Here is a 21,321-nt window from a genome sequence, read left to right as displayed (position 1 = left end):
GGGGTGGCACGTTGCCTATTAATATACCAACACACCTGCCGGCAAAACAGGTGCTTGAGAGTGAACATATATTTGTAATGGATGAAAGCAGAGCATTTCATCAGGATATCCGGCCGCAAAAAATTATCATATTGAATTTGATGCCGAAAAAAATCCAAACAGAGACTCAACTTCTCAGATTGCTTGGAAATTCTCCTTTACAGGTTCATTTTACATTTTTAATCCCAAGCACACACACGCCGAAAAATACTGCAAGAGAACACCTTGACGAATTTTACACGACTTTTTCCAATATCCGTCACAAGAAGTTTGACGGCATGATTATCACCGGTGCGCCGATCGAGCATTTGGCGTTTGAAGATGTTTCATATTGGGAGGAGCTCAAAGAGATCATGGAGTGGAGCAAAACAAACGTCACTTCAACCTTGCATATTTGTTGGGGCGCTCAAGCAGGTTTGTATTACCATTACGGAGTTGAAAAAATTCAAACGCCGAAAAAAATTTTCGGTGTGTTCGAACATACAGTTCTTGCAAAACACGAAAGATTGGTAAGAGGTTTTGACGAGCTATACTACGTGCCGCATTCCCGGCATACAAATATAAATATGGAGCAGCTTCAAGCAGTGTCCGAGTTAAATATTCTTACCGCATCGAAGGAAGCTGGGGTTTGCTTAATTGTGTCTAAAGACGAAAAACAAGTCTTTTTAACAGGGCACCCTGAATATGATACAAATACGCTTCTTCAAGAGTATGAAAGGGATCTTGAACGAAACCTTTCTACTGTCGAGCCGCCTAAACATTATTTTGCAGAAGACAGCAAAGAGCCTGTGAATCGCTGGAAAGCGCATGCGACATTATTGTTTATGAACTGGCTGAATTATTACGTTTACCAAGAAACTCCTTATGAATGGGACTAATTTTTCTTTTTTAGTGATACGCTGAGCAAAAAATATGATAAAATACATCTGATTCAGTATGCGTATAACAAAAATTAAAAATAATGGAATCCAAATCTTTTAAAATTAGCTTAATTTTTTCACTGCATTAATAATTCGATTATGTATTTGTGTTATGTTTATGTATAGACAATAACTCCTTACGATGCATGAAGCTTGCTTGTTGTTGATTACATTGAGGTGAATTTACTTGAATACCAATAAAAGAGTGTTAATTTTGACTGCAAATTACGGAAATGGACATGTGCAGGTAGCCAAAACGCTTTATGAGCAATGTGTACGTCTCGGCTTTCAGCATGTAACAGTTTCTAATTTGTACCAAGAGTCAAATCCGATTGTTTCAGAGGTAACTCAGTACCTTTATTTAAAAAGCTTCTCAATCGGGAAACAGTTTTATCGTTTGTTTTATTACGGAGTTGACAAAATCTATAATAAACGTAAATTTAATATTTACTTTAAAATGGGCAATAAACGATTGGGCGAACTTGTCGATGAACATCAGCCCGATATTATTATTAATACATTTCCGATGATCGTCGTGCCGGAATACAGACGCCGAACAGGGAGAGTCATCCCTACTTTCAACGTCATGACTGATTTTTGCCTTCATAAAATTTGGGTTCACGAAAACGTGGATAAATATTATGTGGCAACAGATTATGTGAAGGAAAAACTGCTGGAGATTGGCACTCATCCAAGCAATGTAAAAATCACCGGTATTCCAATCAGGCCGCAATTTGAAGAATCTATGCCAGTGGAACCGATATATAAAAAGTATAATCTTTCACCAAACAAAAAAGTGCTTCTGATCATGGCAGGCGCCCACGGTGTATTAAAGAATGTAAAAGAGCTGTGTGAAAACCTTGTCAAAGATGACCATGTGCAAGTGATCGTGGTGTGTGGAAGAAACACGGCTTTAAAAGAATCTTTAAGTGCGCTTGAAGCAGAGAACGGTGACAAATTAAAAGTTCTTGGCTATGTGGAACGCATTGATGAGCTGTTCCGGATCACAGATTGCATGATAACAAAACCTGGAGGCATTACTTTGACAGAAGCAACTGCTATCGGTGTGCCTGTCATTCTGTACAAACCCGTGCCTGGCCAGGAAAAAGAAAATGCAAACTTCTTTGAAGATCGCGGAGCTGCGATCGTCGTGAACCGTCATGAAGAAATTCTCGAGTCAGTCACTTCCCTTCTCGCGGATGAAGATACGTTACAGCGTATGAAGAAAAACATTAAGGATCTTCATTTAGCAAACTCATCTGAAGTGATTTTAGAGGATATCCTGAAGGAATCAGAAATGATGACGGCCAAACAAAAAACCAGAGCGCTATCTTAATGATGTTTTTGGAGAGCATACGATTTTCGTGTGCTCTTTTAATTTAAATTTATCTATTTTTAAAAGCGGTTACATTTTTTTTGTGAAACTTGCTCTTCTTCTTTTGAAAATAAGCAGTTTCGAAACTTGACGCGTGCTCCCAGATGGTGTATAGTTGAACCATCATTTAACAATGAATCAGCGTTAAATGATGACAAAATTTTTTTTAGCACACAGGTGCTACAGTACTGGGAGGAATTAAGCAATATGCAAAACGGTAAAGTAAAATGGTTCAACAACGAAAAAGGATTCGGCTTCATTGAAGTTGAAGGCGGAGACGATGTATTTGTTCACTTCACAGCTATCGAAGGAGAAGGATACAAATCATTAGAAGAAGGACAAGAAGTTTCTTTTGAAATTGTCGAAGGTAATCGTGGACCTCAAGCTTCTAATGTTGTAAAACTCTAAACTCAATACATGATGATGAGATGACAAATAGAGGAGAGGCATTTGCCTCTCCTATTTGATTTTCATCTGGATTTCAATCGCCAAAATATTTTGTTTACACCTCTGTTCAATCTCTTCAACATGTTTTTCCATTGATGGCTTCCCTTTTTTCGCAATATCCGCCAGTTCTTCTAAATCACTGTATATTTCTATAAATGTTTTGTGAAGGATCGACTTCAAGTCTTTATCATCCATAGCTGCGTTCCCCTTCTCTGCCAAGATACCTAAAATAGTAAAACAGTCCTATTTATTCTGGTTCAATAGTTATATCGGCTTATTTTCATTTTATTTTCTATTTTAGTACATAAATTTTAAAAAAACTCTGCAAAATAATTGCGGAGGTGTTTGTTGTGAGTTTAGAATTTCATGATGAGGATCAGACTGGCTTTACGGATAAGCGGCAGCTGGAACTGGCGGTGGAAACAGCGCAGAAAACGACAGGAGCCGCAACGAGAGGCCAAAGCACAACATTGGTCGATTCCGCATACCAAGCCATTGAGGATGCAAGAGAACTGTCACAATCTGAAGAGCTGGCAGCTCTCGATGATCCTGAATTTGTCCAGCAGCAACAGCAGCTGCTGGATGACAGCCAGCATCAGCTTGATGAATTTAAAGAATAAAAAACCGCAGCTTCTGCGGTTTTTTATTCTTTAGTGATTGGTTAAGACATCTCCGTATGCTTTCAGCTTTTCACCAACCGTACATTTATTAATACAAAATGAATGCGCATAGGTTTTGCCAAATTCCTTGCGAAACTGCTTCTTAATAAAACAGTCCTTGCAATATTCATCGTGCAGTTCTGTCAGTTCTTTAAAGATCATTTTCTTATCCAAGATCGTCATCTCCGTTACGGTCTAATTTCGTGTGGCTTTCTACAAATTGATGGGATAGAATTTTTTTAGCGAGCCCGTCAGCTTCCTGGTTGTCTTTCCGCTGTATGGTTTCGTAGGTTGGAGTAAGCTTCAGCGATTCAAGGAGTGCTTCTATTTTGTCCAGCCATTCATTATGAGACGGATCATAGCAAGGCCAGCTGCCGTCAAGCTGATTCAGCACAACAAGGGAGTCTCCTTTGATCGTGATTGAATTTCTGCTTGCCCCAAGCTCTCTAACTTCTCTTATTGCTTCATACAGCGCCGCGTATTCAGCTTCATTATTGGTTTTCAGCCGAAAGCTTTTATTTTTTCTCAAACGATGCCGGATTCCTCCCAATGAATAATAAATGACGATTCCGAGTCCGGCCAGTTCACTCTCCTTATCGAAACTGCCATCAAAATAAACAGTAATGTCATCAGGCTCCTGAGCAAGCTCCTCTGTCAGCTTTTCCAATTCCTTCAGCGACCAGCTGCCGCCTTTCTCGTCTTCAAACAAGAGTTCTTTCATGTATGGAAAACGGCCAAACTCTCTGGCGAGCATCCGCGCTTGCTGTGCTGTCAGCCAGTCTTCTCCCAAAAATGAGACCGATCCCGTCCCTTTCGCTTCTATTTTCATATGCGGTCTGAGCTTCATTACAATCACCTTACCATTCATTAGTTGCCGGGCTTGTGCTATAATCAAACCAATCTCCTAACCCGGAAAGGAAGCATTTTCATTTTGTTTAATAATTCATTTTGGATCATTTTTGCGATCATTCATTTTATCATTGTTCTTTTATTTTATAAAGGATTTGGCAAAATGGGACTATTTGTTTGGATCGGTTTTGCGACAGTCTGTGCCAACCTTCAAGTCGTAAAAACAGTCGAACTGTATGGCTTAACAGCAACGCTCGGGAATGTGATGTACGGCACAATCTTTTTTGCGACAGATGTGCTGAATGAAAAATACGGACCAGCTGAAGCCAAAAAAGCAGTATGGCTGGGATTCTCAACGCTCCTGACGCTGACATTTGTCATGCAAGGCGTGTTGCTTTTCGAACCGGCTTCCAGTGACATATCACAAACAGCGCTGGAAACGATTTTCGGATTCCTTCCACGAGTAGCGTTAGGAAGTCTGCTTGCCTTTATCTTCAGCCAAACGCTGGATGTTTATGTATATTCGGCAATCAGAAGGATATTTCCTTCTGATCGGCTTTTATGGCTCAGAAACGGCGGCAGTACAGCAGTCAGCCAGCTGTTTGACACATTTATATTCACTTTTGTCGCTTTTTTTGGCATTTATTCCGCAGGCGTTTGGCTTCATATTTTTATTTCTACATATTTGATTAAGTTTGCGGTATCTTTGATTTCATTGCCTTATGCTTATGCAGCAAAAAAAATGATACCAAATGATGAAAGGAGTTCATAATGCCTACAGAAATATATGTAGACGGCGCAAGCGCCGGTAATCCCGGACCATCCGGGATCGGCATTTTTATCAAACATGAAGGAAAAGCAGAATCTTTCTCTATTCCAATCGGAATGCATACAAACCAGGAAGCGGAATTTCTTGCATTAATTGAAGGGATGAGGCTATGTGCAAAGCGCGGGTACCAATCTGTTTCCTTTCGAACCGATTCAGATATTGTGGAACGGGCCGCTGAGTTTGAAATGGTTAAAAATAAAGCGTTTCACCCGTATGTGGAAGAGATCATCCAATTAAAAGCGGCCTTCCCTCTTTTTTTCATCAAATGGATACCGGGCAAGCAAAACCAAAAAGCCGATCATCTGGCAAAAGAAGCGATTCGGCTGAATGATAAGAATTAAATCTCGATCAATGGTCATCCTAATGATGAGGTGAACAAACATGAAAAAGAAAGATAAAGGCCGGCTGACCGGCGGTGTTACTCCGCAAGGCGATCTGGAAGGCAATACACATAATGACCCTAAAACAGAGCTTGAAGAAAGAGCCAAAAAGAGCAATACAAAACGCTAGAGAAGATCTACACGATCTCTCTAGCGTTCAGCTTTTCAAGCATGCGCTCAATTCCTTTAATTTGGTGGCGGCGAAGCATGTCAGCCGCCTGTTCCATCTGCAGGGTAAATAGAGCATCTTTCAGTGTGCAGACCAACGGTACAGAACAATGAATTTCCGCAAGTTTCCTCGACATCTCCAAATCGTTCAGCCCTTGCTGAATTTTCCCCTGCTGTCCCTTCGGAAGAAGAGAAAGATTTTCTAATAAACGGTCAATCGTTTCGTATTCCCGAATCAGTTTGTAGGCCGTTTTTTCTCCAATCCCATTGACGCCGGGATAGTTATCACTGGAATCACCCATAAGAGCTTTAATATCAATCAAAGCCTTCGGCAAAACGCCCGTTTCTTCATAAAAAGTATCTTTTGTATAGACTTTATAATTTCCAATGCCTTTTTGGAGCAGAGCCACGCTTACTTTATCCGTTAACAGCTGAAGTAAATCTTTATCCCCTGTTACGATCGTAATGTCCGCTTCATCCGCAAACAAAGCGGCAAGAGTTCCGATACAATCATCCGCTTCATACCCGGCAAAGCCGATATTCATGATACCAAGCTCAGCGGCCGCTTCCTTTGCCAAATCAAACTGCGGGATCAGCTCCACAGGCGGTGCGTTTCGGTTCGCTTTATAATCTTGGTACAGGTCATTTCGGTACGTTTTGCTTCCCATGTCCCAGCAGCAGATGACGTGTGTCGGCTGGAAAGTTTCAACAGCTGTAATCAAATGCTTTAAGAATCCGTTGACGCCGTTCGTCGGCACCCCGCTCTCATTTATCATAAAGTTGCGATGCACGGCCGTGGCAAAAAACGCCCGGAATAAAAGAGCCATGCCGTCAACTAGCAATAGTTTATTATTCATAAGATATACTCCCTTTTCATTCATTCTTTCTATTTTACCATAAAGCAGCGCAAAAATAAAAAACAGCATCTCTTCAATTAGAGATACTGTTTTCCTGTCATCAGTCGTTGTGTCTTTTGTTGCTGGCGATCAGCTTTTCAGCTTCGCGTCCTGCGTAAGAGTCAAAATGGGTTTGAAATCCGTTTTTCTTTTTGGCATTATTATTGGCCTGTGCATTTCTGTTTCCCAGTTTTGTTCTGCCCAACATGAATCCCCCCTTACGTCGGATACATATAGTATTTGCTTCCGACAGGAGATTCACTCGCGACAGGATCATCCAGCTTACATACGGCTTACGTATTCTCTGACCATTTCTTTTGATACAAGGCGTCTTGTCGGGACGATGCCTTTTTTGGCAAGCTGATTGATCTGCTCGGTACATTCATTAATTGCATCTGTAGTAAAAGGCTCATCGTTTTTGCATTTTGAAACCGCTTCTTCAATGGCCATTTCACGCATGTTTTCAAGACGCATAAATGCTTTGATATGCTCATGCTGTTTTGCTGAATGTGCTGAAATTGCTTTATGTACCTCTGACATGAATCGTTCATCTCACTTTTTTCTATTTAGTCTATCATGACTTGACATACAATCCAACTGAATTTTACATTTTGATTGTATGGTCTGATCTTTGCCAGGAGATGCATGCTTGGTATGCCTTTTCAATCTCTTTCGCATGTTCCCCTTCCCCATATCCTCCTAAATACGTATCTTTTTGATTCTTTATTTGTTCCATTGCTTTTTCAGCCATATCCACCTGTAAACGTCTAAGATGATCTGTGTAATGAGAGATAAGGCTTTCTTCTTCATTTTTCACCCAAACCTCTGTGATTTTCGTGAGTTTCATTCGTATAGCTTCGATGAAGGCCATTTTTCCTTTCTGTTCAAAAAACTGCTTCGGTGATTTGATCTCTTTTCGTTCCTGCTCAAAGGCACGTTCATCAAATTCAGGTTCAACTTCCTTAAGCTGTATGCCGTTCGAATACTGATTACCCGTATAAATGGAAAAGTAACCATCCTCGTTTAATGTTTTTTGAAATCTTTCCAGCCACTCTTCGGCAATATACCGCTCAATGAATCCGCTCATGCGAACATCAAGCGTTTTGATTTCCTGAACATATTCAAACTGATATTCTTTTAAGGCGGTTGTCATCGCCTTACCTACATTCCTTTTCCAATCGCCGTTCTGAAGCCCGGGATGAAATGCCGATTTTAATAAATCATTTGCATAAAAGGATAATCGCTGTGTAATATGGTAAAGTTGCTCTTTTGTGTCTTTTTTTACTTTCTCAATAATGGTTTCTGCGTTTCGCCGTTTCTCAATCTCGGCTGCAGTCCGCTCAAATGAAAGCATAAGGCGCTTTTTCTGTGCTTCCTTTTCCTCCCTGGACTGATGTTGGGATTGGTGAAGCTGAAAAACTGTTTCGCATAGTTTGTCTGCTTCGGAACTAAGCTGTGCAGCTGCCGCTTTTTTTACATCCACTTCGATAAACTGGTCTAAGCGTTTTCTTACTTTCGGGAACTGGTTATAAAATGATTCCGGACTGCCCAGCAGTTCCTCTTTACTTGATACAGTAAAGAGCTGCGGTTCATGAATTCCTTCTTTTACAAGCTCTGCGTTGACATAATCGGTCACTGTTCCGAGCTCTGTTTGATCTTTCGCAAGGTCTGCCGCATTAATGACGAAAAACATTTTATCCATGCTGAGCGATTCTTTAACCAGCCCGAGCTTTCGCAAAAATGAACGGTCTCCTTTCGAGAAGGAATGCTGATAATAAGTCATATAAAAAAACGCATCGGCATCTTTAATATATTGGAACGCCAGCTCTGTATGCCGTTTATTCATGCTGCTCGCGCCGGGCGTATCAACGATCGTAATCCCTTTTTCAGTCAGTGGGCATGTATAATAGACTGTTACCTCCTTCACAGCGCAGGCCGTTGTCTCCTCTGCCACATATGGCTTTAATTTAGACAGCGGAATCGTTAATTTCTTTTGTTCCTGTATATATTGCTGATACTTTTCGTATGCAAACAGGAAGTTGCTGATCAATTTGATGTGTTCTTCCGGCAACCGGCTTTTTTTGACTGTTTTTTCCCATTTCTCTGTGAAAGAACCGCCTGAAGGTTCTTTTTCTATTCCGGTGAGCTGTAAAATGTCAGCCGTTATATCTTCCTCTGTCTTAAACACCACATCCGCTGTTTTGTTGCTGTTATCTTTGGTTGCTTTTGTAATTTTGTTAATTGTGGCTGTGGTTGGCGTTGGTGAGGACGGCAGCACCTTTTCGCCAACAAGCGCATTGGCAAATGATGATTTTCCCGAACTGAAGCCTCCAAAAAGAGCAAGTGTAAATTTCCGTTCCTCAAGTCTTTTAATTCTATTCCGAAAAGCTGAAATTTGCTTTGATAACATGCTGTATTCACCTAAAAGGTCAGACAACGTATGAAAGCGTTCAATCTGGTTTTGAAGCGGCAATTCTTGCTCCATTTTGATTTCTGGTTTCTGCATTGACTGCTGCGTCTGCTGGCCTTGGCTTCGTTTCTGTTTTGGAGCCGCTACTGTTTTTTTCTTCGTTTTAAACCAGTCGTTGTCTACATGCATCGGGCATGCGGACTTCTCTTCCCAAATAGCCCATATGCAATCGGCTTTCTTGCGGGCATTATTTTCTAAACGGGCCTGTTCTTGGAGGTGTGAGAGTTTTTCTGATTCCTGAATGAGACGGCCATTAATCGCTTGCAAGTCTTTGGTAACACGCTCTTTCACCATCGCGGTAAGCGCCTTTATGATGTCTGCCGCTTCTCTTTTCGCCTTTTTGCGAATCAGCTCTGCCAAATCTTTTGTATACTGCAATACATATTCGGAAGAAAATGCTGCACCATGCTTGACAGCATGCTCAATCATGTCAATTTCAAGCGGGGTGCGATAGGCCTGAATCAGCTTTTCACTTTCAGCTGTATGAACATCAAATTCCTTGGCGAGTTTATGGAACGTGTCTATCATGTGCCAGTCCGCTTCGGCCTCTGTTCGGTTTTTCACATCAGAGAAAAAAGCATCCCTTCTTCTATCTCTTTCCTGTGCAGTTTTTGCTTTAGAAAAGAAAAAACCAGTTTTAAAAGACGGCTCTCGCGATTCTAGGAATGCAGCTGCCAGCTCACGCATTTCAAAGGGCGTCAGGTTGGCGTTTTTTAACATGCGATTGACTTCTTCCTGCATCGTGTTTTCTGCCTCAGTCGGTTGTTTTGCCGCCTCATCCAATTGATCACGCAGCGATTGGACCAGGTCAGTTTGAATATCAAGCTGTTCGGCAAAGGTTGGACCGTCTGTTTCGTCTTTCAAAAGGATTTCTGTATGTTCCTTCAGCAGATTACGGACTTTTTGTTTTGTTAAAGCCTGCAAATTGCTTTTTGTTAGCTGTTCTATTCTTTTTAACTCTTCTCTCAAGACCCCAATCTGATTAAACGGGTGGTTCGGTTCTGTCACTGACGTAAAATAAAGTGATTCCTTTGAAATGCCTTCATTGCAAAGCATCTCCTCTACCTGTGCTTTATAGTCTTCGAACTGTGTCTCCGTCTCATCGTGGCGGTCAATTTGATTGACGATAAAGTACACATTCTGAATGCTTTCTTTTATTGACCTGAGAAACTTTACATTTTCCTCAGCGTGCACATGATTATAGTGAACGACATAAAAAAGCGCATCCACCTGATTGAGAATAGACGCCGCAGATAGAAAATGGGCATCATCTGTTGAATCAATCCCAGGAGTATCAATATAGGCAACCCCAGAATCGATCTCAGTATATTGGTCAAAAATTTCAACGCTTTCAATCTGCTCCCCATCTTTGCAATATTGCTGTACCTTGTCTTTCTGGTAAGCCCCCGCCAGCTCAGCACACGCCCCGTCTGTTGTATGAAGCCGAACACGCTTATCCCCGTTTCTGATTACAACAAGATTAGCGCTTGTCGGGATCGGGCTTGTCGGCAATATATTCTCCATTAATAGACAGTTCAGCAGTGACGATTTCCCCGCTGAATAATGCCCGGTAAACGCGATATAAACTTCTTCATCTACCGCTTTTTTCATGACTGCAGCCAGTTTAGCGGCTCTGTCTTCATCTTGATTCTCGATGAATTGCTTATAAAGTTCCCCTGTTTTGTGCAAAAGCTCTTTTCTGCTATGTTCTGTCATAAATCTGAACCCCTTTGTGCCGTATCAATTGTGAATCTTTTTCGAAAGATCTGAATACATTCCTCTTTCATTTTACACAAGAATGAGCCAAATTTCTTTAAGAGAATAGAAAAAAGCCGCCATTACGGCAGCTTCTATAAAAAAAAATCTGCAACTTTGACAAGTTCCAGATTCAATTTAAACAGTTTTATTAGAGATTCCTTTTAGTACAAAACCAATTAATACACTATATGTACAAACCGCCCCAAGCAAAAATAGCATTGTCATTTGCTTCACCATCCTGATTGAGAATCTTTTTCACATTCATCTTAACATGAATGAGAATGATTTTCAATCTCTATTTTATACTGTATTCCTCTAATGCTTTGTCTTCTGTACGTATCCTGACAGTTAACAACACGGCGTTGACAATGGAAAATAGACACATGGTGACGTACGCTTGATACAGTAGCGGAATCAGTAAGATTTCTAATATAACAACGGTATAGTTTGGATGCTTCATCCATTTATAAGGGCCTTTTTTTACAAGTTCCACACCTGGTACGACAAGGATTTTCGTATTCCAATATGCTCCTAAGGAACAAAGTGCCCAATACCGTACTGCCTGCACGCTTAAAATAGCCGCAGCGATACCGATCCACCAGCTTGACGGTTGTTTGTTCATCAGCAGCACTTCCACAATTAAAGACAGGAAAAAAAGGATATGCATGATGATGATATACGGATAGTGGCTCTCCCCGAATTCAATCGCCCCTTGTTTCTTGACCTTTTGTTCGTTTTGTCTGGCTACTGCCATTTCAGCTGCTCTTTGAGTAATGAGAATGGCGATTAACAACCAAAACATGAGTCAAGCCCCCTTTTCCCAGCTGAATAACAGCAGCTCTGATGAAAATCCCGGCCCTAATGCGCCAATTAGTCCCGATTCTGCTTCCTTTTTATGTCCGTTCAGCAGATGCTCTTTGATCACATACAATATGGTGGCTGAAGACATATTTCCGTGCTTTTGCAATATGCTTTGTGCAGCTAAAAGCTTTTCTAATGACAGCTCAAGAGATTTGATGTATGCATCGATCACTTTTTTTCCGCCTGGATGTGCCAAAAAAACACTAATATCACTGAATGACAGCTGATGTTTGTCCAAAAAAAACTGTACATTTGTTTTGAGCCATTTTTCCACCAAAGTCGGAATGTCTCTTGAGAAAATGACTTTGAACCCTTGATCAGTAAAGTCCCAGCCCATAACATCTTCTGATTGTTTCATTAAAACAGATTGGGAATCTGCTATCTTTGGTACAAGCTTCATTTTTGATTTCCTGCGGTCTGCCTTCTCTCCGCATAATAAGGCTGCAGCAATGCCGTCGCCAAAAAGCGAGGTGCCGATAAAATTGCTCTTCGTTTTATCTTCCGGCTGGAATGTCAGGCTGCACAGCTCGGCAGCAATGACGAGCACGAAAGCCTCAGGATACGCTTTGCAGTATTCGGCAGCGCGCGCTAGTCCGCTGGCTCCTCCTGCACAGCCGAGTCCCCAAAGCGGAATCCGCTTCGTATGTGGAGAAAACGGAAGTTCATTCATGAGGCGCGCATCGATGCTCGGTGTGGAAAGGCCCGTGCTGGAGACGAAAAAAACAGCATCGACTTTCTCATAAGGGATGGCTTCTTGAAAAAAATCAGGATGTGAAAGGCACTCTCTCACCGCTTCTCTGCTGTGCTTAAGTGTTTCTTCTATGTATATTTGATTTTTTTCTTCGAAGCTGTGATCCTCTTTATACCATTCAATCGGCTTGACAAATTGTCTCGAGTGAATCTGCCCGTTTTTAAAGGAGGTTAACAGCCGGTCAATATCTTTAAAGGAATGCTGAAACATATAGCGGGCGAACTCAGTCGCTTTCTCTTGGTTTACATCGTAAGCAGGAAGACTTGTTCCGATGGATAAAATAAACGCCATGTGATCACCTCTTTGCATACATTGTGCCGCAACGGCCTTTTTTATATGCAAAAAACTCCGCCGCGACGGAGTTTAGACTGCTATTTTTTGCTCAGTGATGTCAGCTTTTTGTTCTGTTTTTTTAGCTTTAGAAAATACGTTATATATTATGTTTAAGATTACTGCAGTGAAGCTGCCTGCGACAATGCCGTTGGTTGTAAGAAGCGTTAAGGCACTCGGCAGCTGCTTAAAAATATCCGGTACAACTGTCACACCGAGACCCAGACCCACTGAGCAGGCAACAATCAGCAAATTTTCCTGCTTTGCAAAATCAATGCGGCTGAGCATTTTGATTCCGTAAGCGATTACCATTCCAAACATCGCCACCATTGCACCTCCCAAAACAGCAGATGGAATAATGGTCGTGAAAGCAGCGATCTTCGGAAACAGCCCAAATGCCATTAAGATTGCACCCGTGGCAACAATTACGGTATTTTTCTTGATTCCTGTGAGCTGTACAAGCCCGACATTTTGAGAAAATGCCGTGTAAGGAAAAGCGTTAAAAATACCCCCCAGCAGCACAGCCAGCCCTTCAGCGCGATAGCCTTTTGACAAATCCTTCTCTGTCAGACGGCGGTTCGTCAGGTCACCTAAGGCAAAGTAAACACCAGTTGATTCTACAAGGCTGACAATTGCAACGATGGACATCGTAATAATAGGCGCTGCGTGAAAAGACGGCGCTCCGAAGTAAAATGGCTGAATCATTTGAACAACTGCCGCGTCCGAAACGTTATCAAATTGGACTTTCCCCATAAAATAAGCGATGAAAGTCCCAATCAAAATACCGATCAAAATCGAGATGGATTTGATAAAGCCTTTCGTAAAACGATATAAAAGCACAATGATACTCAAAACGATAAAAGCGAGAGCAAGATTGGAAAGATCTCCGAAATCTGCGCTTCCTTCACCGCCGGCCATGTTATTCATGGCTACCGGCATAAGCGTAATACCGATAATTGTAACAACTGAGCCTGTCACGACCGGCGGAAAAAACGATACGAGCTTTCCAAAGAAAAATGAAATCAGAATGACAAGAATACCTGAAGCGATAATGCTTCCATAAACCGCTGAAACCCCGTATTCAGATCCAATCGCAATCATCGGCGATACAGCTGTAAATGTACAGCCAAGGACTACCGGAAGCCCGATCCCGAAAAATCGGTTACTCCACACTTGCAGAAGAGTAGCCACCCCGCACATAAAAATGTCAATCGATACTAAGTAGGTCAGCTGTTCGACAGTCAAGCCCATTGCTTTTCCGACAATCAGAGGAACGACAATGGCACCGGCATACATGGCGAGTACATGCTGTATTCCTAAAGACAGCGTTTTGCCAAATCCGTTTTTCATGAATGAACCTCCTGAACGAAGGTCACTTTGCCTTCTTCTAAAGACTGAATTCTTGCCAAAGATTCCACCCGGTAGCCTAAGTTCATAAGTTCATCTCTTCCCGGCTGAAATGACTTTTCAATGACAATGCCAAGTCCCGCAATAGAAGCTCCTGCCTGCTTCACAACCGATACGAGCCCGTGCGCCGCTTGCCCATTTGCCAAGAAATCATCGATAATCAGCACATGATCCTTATCCGACAGGTGGGTTCCTGAGACTGCGATTTGCCTTTCTGTTTGCTTTGTAAAGGAATAAACAGACGCTGTCAGCAAGTTGTCAGTGAGTGTTAATGATTTATGTTTTCTCGCGAAGACAACCGGCACACCAAGCTTCAAACCTGTCATTACGGCGGGAGCGATTCCGGATGATTCAATTGTCACAATTTTAGTAATACCGTCATTTGCAAATCTGGCGGCAAATTCGTCACCGATTTTCTGCATGAGCAGCGGATCAATTTGGTGATTTAAAAAAGAATCCACTTTCAATACCTGATCAGATAATACCACGCCTTCTTCCCTTATTTTCCGTTTCAGTGCTTCCATCCTGTCTTACCTCCGTTTATGAGAATAAAAAAAGCATTGCCCGCTCAAAAAAGAGCAAGCAATGCTGATATAACAAAAAACCGTACACACGCGCGGTCTCATTGCTCACTCATAGTCGGACATTTACGGTGCCCGGTAGAAACTTGCGTGCCATATCCACGCGATTATATGAGTGTTCCTATAATATTGTAATAAATTATATCAAGATTCTAATCTCTTGCATAGACGAAATATGAAAACCCCCGAACTTTATTCATATTTTCTGAAACAACATTCGCCTTTCAAGACATTTCGATCATAAAAAAGCCTGACGGCCGCGCCGCCAGGCTTTTGATTACGACAGATAGAGATTTGAATATTTGGTTGACAAATATTCAATCAAATAGCGTACATTCAGCTCTTCTCCTGTCGCATCTTTAATAATGTCTAACGGCTTTTTCCGTTTTCCGTGAATGTGTACTTTTTCCGTCAGCCATTGCTTTATCGGATGGAATTCCCCTCTTTCCAAGAGAGTGTCAAATTCAGGAATATCCCCAAGCATTTTTTGTTTCAGCTGAGCCGCATACATGTAACCGAGCGCATAGGATGGGAAATAGCCGAAATCTCCTCCTGCCCAATGGACGTCCTGTAAAATCCCCTCTGCGTCCGTCTGCGGTGTAATCCCTAAATAATCCTGGTATTTTTGATTCCATAGTGACGGCAGTTCTTCTACTGACACTTCATTGCTAAAAATCGCCTTTTCAATTTCATACCGGATGATAATATGAAGAGGATACGTTAATTCATCCGCTTCAACCCTGATAAATGAAGGTTTAGATTCATTAATTGCACGAACAAAATCATCCAGAGAGATACCGTTGAACTGTTCAGGTGATGCTTCTTGAATCTTTTTATAATACGGTGTCCAAAAATGTTTGTTGCGGCCGATAAAATTTTCGTAAAATAATGATTGAGATTCATGGATTCCCATTGATGCACCGTCTGATAGGTTCGTGCCGCTCAGTGCTTCGTCAATATTTTGCTCATATACCGCGTGGCCGCACTCATGAATGGTGCCAAAGATCGCCGTACGAAAGTCTTTTTCATCGTATCTCGTCGTGACCCGAACGTCTCCGCGGTTCATCGTGGTCGCAAACGGATGAACCGTTTCATCAAGCCGTCCACCATCAAAATCGTAGCCAAGCTCCTGTAAAAAATACAGGCTGAGCTCTTTTTGCTTTTCTTTAGGGAACGATTTTGTGATAAAGCTTGTATCTGGTTTATTTCCAGAGGCTGTCACCTGCTTAACAAGAGGAATAATTGCTTCCTTAAGCTCGGAAAACAGCTGATCAAGCACATTTACCGTGACACCCGGCTCAAACAAATCAAGCAATGCATCATAAGGATGCTCTTGATAACCCCAGTACGTAATAAACCGTTTATTGAATTCAATCAGCTGTTCTAAATAAGGGGAAAACAAGCTGAAATCAGATTTTCCTTTCGCTTCTTCCCACGCAGTTTCTGCCTTTGAACACAGAATCACGTATTCCCTGTATTCAGCCTCAGGAATTTTTTTATTCTCTTCATACTCTTTTTTCGCCAGCTCCACTGCCTTTTTCGTATCTTCAGACAAGTCATCAAAACGTTCATACAGGGCATCGATGAGCTCCTTCATCCGATCTGATGTCTGGATATTGAATATATCTGTTGAAAGCTGGCCGATGCTTTCGGCACGGTCCTCTGAGCCGTTTTTGGGCGCGCCTGTTCTGGAGTCCCAATGCATTAACGCAACTGCTTCGCTGTAATGTGAGATTCTTTTTAAAAGATCAAAAAATTCTTTCTCATATGTATGTATCTGCATATCCATTCCCTCCCTATTCTAGCCGCTCCATTACAGGCTAATGGAAGGGGGTATGAAAGTCAAATTGTTTGTATAAGAGACTGCCGGCATGGCGGCAGTCTTCTTTGTTCAGCTGATTGTCATTTGATTTTTTGGCGGCGGTGTTTTCCGTTTTTTCTTATTGATTTTTTTATCCACCCATACTGTTGCCAGCGGGGTTAACAGCGAGGTGACGATAACGCTTGTCGCTATGATTGCAGTAGCTGATTCGGCAACTGGCGCAAACGAAGCATTTGCTTCCGCTAATGCGTATGGCACGGCTACAGCCGCCCCCGCCGTAGAAGAAGCCGCCACTCCCGCGACACCATCTCCCCTCGCAACAAAACGATCAAGCAAAAACAAGGAGCTTCCCGATAAAATGACGACAGCAACACCGATCAAAATGCCGACCAGCCCCGATTGGATCAGCATACCAAAATTCAAGGTGTTGCCAAGGGAAAAGGCAAAAAACGGGATGATTGCCGGCACAACCTTACTGAATAAGTCTCTGAGATCATGATCAAGATTTCCAAGTATACAACCGAGTAAAAACGGGATGACTGTCGCTGCCAGCGTCTCCCACGGAAATGCGGCAAGTCCCGTCACACCAAACGTCACCATGGTCATAAAAGGTCCTGATTCTGTACTGATAAACGCAAAAGCGCCAGCATCCTCTTTTCTTCCCATATGGTTCATAAGCGCCAAATACAGGCCACCGTTCGTTTCATTCATCACTGCGACAATTGCTAAAACAGAAAGACCTGCAAAAAAGCCGGATTGTATGCCTTCATCAGGTATAAATTGCGCTGCGATCACGCCAAGCAGCGCCGCAAATCCGACCTTCCCCAATAATAATGTGATCCCTTTCCTTGCGATATAGCCTGAAGAACGAAAATCAATCGTTGCTCCTACGCAAAAAATAAAAACACCCAGTATCGGCAGCGTTCCGGTAATCAAAGCACCCGTAAATCCTCCAAAGAACTCCGCTGTTCCAGGCGCGAACGTATTGAGCGCCGCTCCCAGAAACAGCGGAATAATCATCATTCCGCCAGGTACCCGTTCTATAGTCGCTTTGATTTTCATATGTGGATTCTCCTATCCTCCGGTTATGAAAAAACACTTCCACTTACACTTGGAAAACAGCGTGCAAATCTTCTTTTGAACAGCTGCCCAGCTGGCTTCCGACACCGACGGCGCCAGCTCCGGCCTTGAGCCAATTCGGCACTTCAGACGGATGTATCCCGCCTGTCGGAATAAAGGTTACCTGCGGGAAAGGGCCCGCTAAATTTTTCATAAACGGGATGCCAAACACACCGCTTGGGAATAGTTTCAATGTGGTAAAACCGCATGTCAGCGCTTGCATGATTTCGCTCGGAGTCAATACGCCAGGGATATAATGCGTCTTTAAGAAAGTAAGGTGTTCAGCAAGGTCAGATGAAAAACCTGGACTGACAATAAACTGCGCGCCAGCCTCAGCAGCTTCTCCCGCTTGCTGTGCAGTGATGACCGTGCCCGCGCCAATTAAGATATCTTCTCTATTACGGAAGGAATCGATAATATCCGAAGCCCCAGGTGTCGTATAAGTCACTTCAACCGCGCGAATCCCTTTATCTAGTAAACTCTCAATCTGCTGAGAAGCCTCCTGTTTATCCTTTGAGCGGATGACTGCAATCAGTTTTGCTTCTTTCAGACGGTTTTCAACGATTTTAGACTCCATATTAATAATCCCCTTTCTTTTGGTAAACCGTTCTTTGAGCAGATAAATATGCGGCTAATTTCTCCCTGGTCGGCAGGCCGTCCATATCCCCCGGTGCCTGCACTTGCAATGCACCAATCGCATTTCCCCTTTGCACCGCATCCTTGTACGACAAACCGTCGAGGATACCACTGATCACACCGACTGCAAATCCGTCTCCGGCACCGACTGTATCAACCACCCGGTCGACCCGAAAGCCTTCTGCAAATCCTTCACTTGTCCTCGTTTTAAAGTAAGCGCCTTCTTTTCCGAGTTTAATAGCGACAAAGCTTACACCTTTTTTCAGATAAAAGTCAGCAATGCCTTCAGGTGTTTTTTCTCCGGTTAATAGCTCTCCCTCTGCGATCCCAGGGAAAAACCAGTCTGCAAGCCCAGCCAAATCATTTATGGTGTATACCATTGTTGCTTGATCAGGCCAAAGTGAAGGTCTCAAATTGGGATCAAGTGAAATCGTCTTCCCGGCGTTTCTCATGTCGTTCATTACATGATACGTGAAGTCCTTCATATCGGCTGATAAGGCAGGCGGAATGCCTGTTACATGCAAATGGCCTGCGGATTGAAAATAATCTCTCGGATATTCAGAAGAAGTTAATGTGCTTGCAGCTGAGTTTTTCCTGTAATAGGTAACTTGCGGATCGCCTTCTTTCACTTTTGACTTCAGCAGGAGACCAGTGGGGTTTCCGTCCTGCGAGCGGATCACGCGGGACACATCCACCCGCTCTTTTTTAAGCTCATGTAAAATAAATGTTCCGAGCTGATCATTGCCTACCTTGCTCATCCATCCCATCTGAAACCCGAGTCTGGCCAGGCCGCAGGCGACATTACTTTCCGCTCCGGCAAGCCCTTTAGAAAAAGTGGATACTTCATGAAGGCCTCCGTATTCATTTGCGTAAAACATGGCCATCGATTCCCCGAATGTCACCGCATCAAGCTTCATCTCTTCCCAACCTCCTCTTAGTTGAGGGCACCTAGGATTAAAGTGACTGCCTCATGATGACTTCTGCCTCTAATTCAATGGTTTGAGGGGCACCCTTGTCACCTTCAATCCTTTTTAATACACGTTCCATCGCCGTCCTGCCCATATCATGTGACGGCTGGGCAATCGTTGTAATGCCCGGACCGATCAGTTTATACCATTCCGTATCATCGAACCCAGCAATCCCTATATCTTGAGGGATGCGCAGGCCAAGCTCTTCCATACAGCTGATGATTTTCAGCATAATTAAGCCGTTCAAAGCCAGAATCGCTTTTTTTTGCTCCGGCATATCTTTGTGAAAAGAACGAAGCGCCACCTTAAGCTGCTCCTTATTTTTTGCGTCAATTTCATACATTCTTACAAGACCGTTCGCATTTTGGGCCGAAGCCATTTCCTGATACACAGTTGCTCTTTCTGCACGAGGGCTGATTGATGAAATCGGTTCGGTAAACAGCGCGACATCAGTGTACCCTTTGCTGTAAATCTTTTGAAGAATCTCTTTTGTGATCCTTCTGTTGTCAGTCGTTACCGTATCCAGTTTCAGATCCGGAAGTTTCCGGTCAATTAATATCGTTGGAATTTGCTGCTCGGCAAAGGCCTGCAGTACATCCTTGTTTTCTCCGGTTGCGTTTAAAATCAACCCTTCAACCGAATGGGCTTCAAGCTTTAAGAGCATTTCCCGCTCTTTTTCAGGGCTGTTATCTGTGTTGCATACCATAATGCTGTAGCCATATTGATCACAAACCTCTTCGACTCCTCTGAAAGCCGCGACTGAAAAAGGATTTGTAATGTCAGCTACAACAAATCCAATTAATTTGCTTTTTTTTATTTTCAAACCTTGTGCCATTTTACTTGGTCGATAATTCAATTCTGAGATTGCCTTTTTAATGTTTTTCACTTTTTCAGGAGAAATCGCATCAATTTTTCCGTTGATATAACGGGAAACTGTCGATTTCGAAACTCCTGCATATTCAGCTACGTCTTTGATGGTCGTATGGCCTGTTGTTTTCTTTTTCATTCAAGTGCTCCTGTATCTCATATATTTGAAACCGATTTCAAAACCGTTACAACAAAAGAATACCATATTTTTAAAAATAAGAAAGAGTTTTTTTAATAATGTGCTTATTCACAATTTTTCCGTTGACTCTTTTCACTATTTATCCTAAAATTTTCTTTGAAACCGTTACCAAAACATTTTCATTCAAGTGATGCTGAAATCCTAACCAAGGGGGAAATACAATGGAAAATCGTTATTCTGTACACCCTGAACAAGTAAAACGCTTTACAACAGAGGAGCTTCGCAGTCATTTCTTAATGGATACTTTATTTACGGAAAACAAACTTACGATGTATTACTCACATGAAGACCGGGTTGTCATCGGCGGCGCCGCTCCCGGGCAAGGTGAAGTGAAGCTTGATGCCGGGGATTTCCTTAAAACAGATTTCTTTTTAGAACGGCGTGAAATCGGGATTATTAATGTCGGCCAGCCTGGCGCTGTCAGGGTTGGTGATGATGAATATGTGCTTCAAACAAAGGATTTTCTCTATATCGGAATGGGCAATCAGGATGTAGCATTTACAAACCTGAACGGAGAACAAGCTAAGTTTTACTTCGTTTCCGCTTGTGCTCATCAAAGCTATCCGACGCAAAAAGCCGCTCTTTCGGAACTGACACCGGCACGGCTTGGCGATGATGCAGCGTCTAATGTTAGAAGCTTGTACAAGGTCATTCATCAAGATGGCATTAAAAGCTGTCAGCTTATGATGGGAATTACGATGTTAGATCAAAACAACAATTGGAATACCATGCCGGCACACGTCCATGACCGCCGGATGGAGGCTTATCTTTACCTTGATCTTGAGAAGGATTCGAAAGTGTTTCACTTCATGGGTCAGCCGGATGAAACACGCCACCTAGTTGTCGGAAATGAGCAGGCTGTCCTTTCTCCTGCCTGGTCTATCCACTCTGGCGCAGGAACATCAAACTACAGCTTTGTGTGGGCGATGGCTGGAGAAAACTACACATTCACGGACATGGATGTCGTACCGATGGATGGGCTGAAATAAG

Annotated in this window: 25 protein-coding genes, 1 pseudogene and 1 riboswitch; of the genes and pseudogenes, 9 read left to right on the top strand and 17 right to left on the bottom strand. The window is 42.6% G+C overall.

Annotation, left to right across the window (positions count from 1 at the left end; all coding sequences use genetic code 11):
• Positions 1-11 precede the first annotated feature (11 nt).
• From metA to cspD, 4 genes and pseudogenes are all read left to right on the top strand, one after another.
• The gene (gene metA / locus MOF34_RS15335; RefSeq protein WP_268400711.1) at positions 12-917 is read left to right on the top strand and encodes a homoserine O-acetyltransferase MetA; all 906 of its coding nucleotides are present in this window, start codon (positions 12-14) and stop codon (positions 915-917) included.
• A gap of 229 nt (positions 918-1,146) precedes the next feature.
• Complete coding sequence (locus MOF34_RS15330) at positions 1,147-2,295, top strand: diglucosyl diacylglycerol synthase (RefSeq protein ID WP_019714713.1); 1,149 nt, start codon at positions 1,147-1,149, stop codon at positions 2,293-2,295.
• An 82-nt stretch (positions 2,296-2,377) separates the two neighbouring features.
• Positions 2,378-2,523 (top strand): annotated as a pseudogene (locus MOF34_RS15325) (hypothetical protein); the annotation flags it as partial.
• A gap of 18 nt (positions 2,524-2,541) precedes the next feature.
• On the top strand, positions 2,542-2,742 hold the full coding sequence (gene cspD / locus MOF34_RS15320; RefSeq protein ID WP_003153604.1) for a cold-shock protein CspD: 201 nt from the start codon (positions 2,542-2,544) through the stop codon (positions 2,740-2,742).
• 51 nt (positions 2,743-2,793) lie between these two features.
• Here the strand turns inward: cspD and degR are convergent, their stop codons facing one another.
• A complete protein-coding gene (gene degR, locus MOF34_RS15315) occupies positions 2,794-2,976 on the bottom strand; it encodes a transcriptional regulator DegR (protein WP_003218247.1) in 183 nt (60 codons plus the stop codon).
• Between the two features lie 155 nt (positions 2,977-3,131).
• Here degR and MOF34_RS15310 point away from each other — a divergent pair, with 155 nt between their 5' ends.
• The gene (locus MOF34_RS15310; RefSeq protein ID WP_019714714.1) at positions 3,132-3,401 is read left to right on the top strand and encodes a DUF2564 family protein; all 270 of its coding nucleotides are present in this window, start codon (positions 3,132-3,134) and stop codon (positions 3,399-3,401) included.
• A gap of 30 nt (positions 3,402-3,431) precedes the next feature.
• Here MOF34_RS15310 and MOF34_RS15305 read toward each other — a convergent pair whose 3' ends face one another.
• Together MOF34_RS15305 and MOF34_RS15300 are read right to left on the bottom strand one after the other, a co-directional pair.
• Positions 3,432-3,614 (bottom strand): zinc-finger domain-containing protein, encoded by a 183-nt coding sequence (locus MOF34_RS15305; protein ID WP_004397944.1) that lies wholly within the window; start codon positions 3,612-3,614, stop codon positions 3,432-3,434.
• On the bottom strand, positions 3,607-4,287 hold the full coding sequence (locus MOF34_RS15300) for a ribonuclease H family protein (RefSeq protein WP_268400811.1): 681 nt from the start codon (positions 4,285-4,287) through the stop codon (positions 3,607-3,609). Before MOF34_RS15300 ends, MOF34_RS15305 begins: the two co-directional genes overlap by 8 nt.
• Before the next feature lie 84 nt (positions 4,288-4,371).
• On the opposite strand from MOF34_RS15300, the gene MOF34_RS15295 reads away from it, so the two are divergent.
• The 3 genes from MOF34_RS15295 to sspL are packed head-to-tail and all read left to right on the top strand — an operon-like array spanning position 4,372 to position 5,628.
• Positions 4,372-5,061, top strand: a complete 690-nt coding sequence (locus MOF34_RS15295; RefSeq protein WP_019714716.1) for a queuosine precursor transporter — start codon at positions 4,372-4,374, stop codon at positions 5,059-5,061.
• Positions 5,061-5,459 (top strand): reverse transcriptase-like protein, encoded by a 399-nt coding sequence (locus MOF34_RS15290; protein WP_019714717.1) that lies wholly within the window; start codon positions 5,061-5,063, stop codon positions 5,457-5,459. The genes MOF34_RS15295 and MOF34_RS15290 overlap by 1 nt, the downstream gene beginning before the upstream one ends.
• Positions 5,460-5,499: 40 nt before the next feature.
• Positions 5,500-5,628, top strand: coding sequence for a small, acid-soluble spore protein L (gene sspL / locus MOF34_RS15285; protein WP_003218255.1), 129 nt, complete (start codon positions 5,500-5,502; stop codon positions 5,626-5,628).
• A 7-nt stretch (positions 5,629-5,635) separates the two neighbouring features.
• On the opposite strand, the gene exnP is transcribed toward sspL, so the two are convergent.
• The 14 genes from exnP to kdgR all read right to left on the bottom strand — a co-directional run bounded on the left by exnP (position 5,636) and on the right by kdgR (position 20,271).
• Entirely contained in the window at positions 5,636-6,523 is an 888-nt protein-coding gene (exnP, locus tag MOF34_RS15280; protein WP_419901033.1) for a 5'-3' exonuclease ExnP, read from the bottom strand.
• Between the two features lie 100 nt (positions 6,524-6,623).
• Complete coding sequence (locus tag MOF34_RS15275) at positions 6,624-6,770, bottom strand: hypothetical protein (RefSeq protein ID WP_003230761.1); 147 nt, start codon at positions 6,768-6,770, stop codon at positions 6,624-6,626.
• Positions 6,771-6,844: 74 nt separating this feature from the next.
• Positions 6,845-7,102, bottom strand: a complete 258-nt coding sequence (locus MOF34_RS15270; protein ID WP_268400709.1) for a YpbS family protein — start codon at positions 7,100-7,102, stop codon at positions 6,845-6,847.
• A 64-nt stretch (positions 7,103-7,166) separates the two neighbouring features.
• Positions 7,167-10,748 carry a dynamin family protein gene (locus MOF34_RS15265; RefSeq protein ID WP_268400708.1) on the bottom strand — a complete coding sequence of 1,194 codons (3,582 nt, stop codon included), beginning with the start codon at positions 10,746-10,748 and terminating at the stop codon, positions 7,167-7,169.
• Between the two features lie 177 nt (positions 10,749-10,925).
• A complete protein-coding gene (gene fbpC / locus MOF34_RS15260) occupies positions 10,926-11,015 on the bottom strand; it encodes a Fur-regulated basic protein FbpC (protein WP_100198919.1) in 90 nt (29 codons plus the stop codon).
• 70 nt (positions 11,016-11,085) lie between these two features.
• Positions 11,086-11,592 carry an isoprenylcysteine carboxyl methyltransferase family protein gene (locus MOF34_RS15255; protein ID WP_268400707.1) on the bottom strand — a complete coding sequence of 169 codons (507 nt, stop codon included), beginning with the start codon at positions 11,590-11,592 and terminating at the stop codon, positions 11,086-11,088.
• A 3-nt stretch (positions 11,593-11,595) separates the two neighbouring features.
• On the bottom strand, positions 11,596-12,693 hold the full coding sequence (locus MOF34_RS15250; RefSeq protein ID WP_268400706.1) for a type III polyketide synthase: 1,098 nt from the start codon (positions 12,691-12,693) through the stop codon (positions 11,596-11,598).
• A 72-nt stretch (positions 12,694-12,765) separates the two neighbouring features.
• Positions 12,766-14,082 carry a xanthine permease PbuX gene (gene pbuX / locus MOF34_RS15245; protein WP_268400705.1) on the bottom strand — a complete coding sequence of 439 codons (1,317 nt, stop codon included), beginning with the start codon at positions 14,080-14,082 and terminating at the stop codon, positions 12,766-12,768.
• Positions 14,079-14,663 (bottom strand): xanthine phosphoribosyltransferase, encoded by a 585-nt coding sequence (gene xpt, locus MOF34_RS15240; RefSeq protein WP_268400704.1) that lies wholly within the window; start codon positions 14,661-14,663, stop codon positions 14,079-14,081. Before xpt ends, pbuX begins: the two co-directional genes overlap by 4 nt.
• A 92-nt stretch (positions 14,664-14,755) precedes the next feature.
• Positions 14,756-14,855: riboswitch (purine riboswitch) on the bottom strand.
• Positions 14,856-14,997: 142 nt separating this feature from the next.
• Complete coding sequence (ypwA, locus tag MOF34_RS15235; protein ID WP_268400703.1) at positions 14,998-16,503, bottom strand: carboxypeptidase; 1,506 nt, start codon at positions 16,501-16,503, stop codon at positions 14,998-15,000.
• Between the two features lie 108 nt (positions 16,504-16,611).
• Complete coding sequence (gene kdgT, locus MOF34_RS15230) at positions 16,612-17,604, bottom strand: 2-keto-3-deoxygluconate transporter (RefSeq protein ID WP_268400702.1); 993 nt, start codon at positions 17,602-17,604, stop codon at positions 16,612-16,614.
• A gap of 43 nt (positions 17,605-17,647) precedes the next feature.
• Positions 17,648-18,238, bottom strand: a complete 591-nt coding sequence (eda, locus tag MOF34_RS15225; protein WP_268400701.1) for a bifunctional 4-hydroxy-2-oxoglutarate aldolase/2-dehydro-3-deoxy-phosphogluconate aldolase — start codon at positions 18,236-18,238, stop codon at positions 17,648-17,650.
• Position 18,239: 1 nt separating this feature from the next.
• Positions 18,240-19,214 carry a 2-dehydro-3-deoxygluconokinase gene (kdgK, locus tag MOF34_RS15220; RefSeq protein WP_268400700.1) on the bottom strand — a complete coding sequence of 325 codons (975 nt, stop codon included), beginning with the start codon at positions 19,212-19,214 and terminating at the stop codon, positions 18,240-18,242.
• 37 nt (positions 19,215-19,251) lie between these two features.
• Complete coding sequence (kdgR, locus tag MOF34_RS15215; protein WP_019714730.1) at positions 19,252-20,271, bottom strand: pectin utilization transcriptional regulator KdgR; 1,020 nt, start codon at positions 20,269-20,271, stop codon at positions 19,252-19,254.
• Positions 20,272-20,492: 221 nt separating this feature from the next.
• Here kdgR and kduI point away from each other — a divergent pair, with 221 nt between their 5' ends.
• On the top strand, positions 20,493-21,320 hold the full coding sequence (kduI, locus tag MOF34_RS15210; protein WP_268400699.1) for a 5-dehydro-4-deoxy-D-glucuronate isomerase: 828 nt from the start codon (positions 20,493-20,495) through the stop codon (positions 21,318-21,320).
• Position 21,321 lies beyond the last annotated feature (1 nt).

It is taken from the genome of Bacillus sp. T17B1 (assembly GCF_026796395.1).
Taxonomy (GTDB): domain Bacteria; phylum Bacillota; class Bacilli; order Bacillales; family Bacillaceae; genus Bacillus; species Bacillus spizizenii_A.
The sequence above is the reverse complement of the archived record's forward strand: the minus strand, read 5'-3'. Positions and strand labels throughout refer to the sequence as shown.

What these genes read in the sequence shown, in the direction of transcription:
- cspD (WP_003153604.1), top strand. Translation starts at nt 2,542, where the DNA reads ATGCAAAACGGTAAAGTAAAATGGTTCAACAACGAAAAAGGATTCGGC.
- degR (WP_003218247.1), bottom strand. Translation starts at nt 2,976, where the DNA reads ATGGATGATAAAGACTTGAAGTCGATCCTTCACAAAACATTTATAGAA.
- MOF34_RS15300 (WP_268400811.1), bottom strand. Translation starts at nt 4,287, where the DNA reads ATGAAGCTCAGACCGCATATGAAAATAGAAGCGAAAGGGACGGGATCG.
- MOF34_RS15290 (WP_019714717.1), top strand. Translation starts at nt 5,061, where the DNA reads ATGCCTACAGAAATATATGTAGACGGCGCAAGCGCCGGTAATCCCGGA.
- sspL (WP_003218255.1), top strand. Translation starts at nt 5,500, where the DNA reads ATGAAAAAGAAAGATAAAGGCCGGCTGACCGGCGGTGTTACTCCGCAA.
- exnP (WP_419901033.1), bottom strand. Translation starts at nt 6,523, where the DNA reads ATGAATAATAAACTATTGCTAGTTGACGGCATGGCTCTTTTATTCCGG.
- MOF34_RS15275 (WP_003230761.1), bottom strand. Translation starts at nt 6,770, where the DNA reads ATGTTGGGCAGAACAAAACTGGGAAACAGAAATGCACAGGCCAATAAT.
- MOF34_RS15270 (WP_268400709.1), bottom strand. Translation starts at nt 7,102, where the DNA reads ATGTCAGAGGTACATAAAGCAATTTCAGCACATTCAGCAAAACAGCAT.
- MOF34_RS15265 (WP_268400708.1), bottom strand. Translation starts at nt 10,748, where the DNA reads ATGACAGAACATAGCAGAAAAGAGCTTTTGCACAAAACAGGGGAACTT.
- fbpC (WP_100198919.1), bottom strand. Translation starts at nt 11,015, where the DNA reads ATGACAATGCTATTTTTGCTTGGGGCGGTTTGTACATATAGTGTATTA.
- MOF34_RS15255 (WP_268400707.1), bottom strand. Translation starts at nt 11,592, where the DNA reads ATGTTTTGGTTGTTAATCGCCATTCTCATTACTCAAAGAGCAGCTGAA.
- MOF34_RS15250 (WP_268400706.1), bottom strand. Translation starts at nt 12,693, where the DNA reads ATGGCGTTTATTTTATCCATCGGAACAAGTCTTCCTGCTTACGATGTA.
- pbuX (WP_268400705.1), bottom strand. Translation starts at nt 14,082, where the DNA reads ATGAAAAACGGATTTGGCAAAACGCTGTCTTTAGGAATACAGCATGTA.
- xpt (WP_268400704.1), bottom strand. Translation starts at nt 14,663, where the DNA reads ATGGAAGCACTGAAACGGAAAATAAGGGAAGAAGGCGTGGTATTATCT.
- ypwA (WP_268400703.1), bottom strand. Translation starts at nt 16,503, where the DNA reads ATGCAGATACATACATATGAGAAAGAATTTTTTGATCTTTTAAAAAGA.
- kdgT (WP_268400702.1), bottom strand. Translation starts at nt 17,604, where the DNA reads ATGAAAATCAAAGCGACTATAGAACGGGTACCTGGCGGAATGATGATT.
- eda (WP_268400701.1), bottom strand. Translation starts at nt 18,238, where the DNA reads ATGGAGTCTAAAATCGTTGAAAACCGTCTGAAAGAAGCAAAACTGATT.
- kdgK (WP_268400700.1), bottom strand. Translation starts at nt 19,214, where the DNA reads ATGAAGCTTGATGCGGTGACATTCGGGGAATCGATGGCCATGTTTTAC.
- kdgR (WP_019714730.1), bottom strand. Translation starts at nt 20,271, where the DNA reads ATGAAAAAGAAAACAACAGGCCATACGACCATCAAAGACGTAGCTGAA.
- kduI (WP_268400699.1), top strand. Translation starts at nt 20,493, where the DNA reads ATGGAAAATCGTTATTCTGTACACCCTGAACAAGTAAAACGCTTTACA.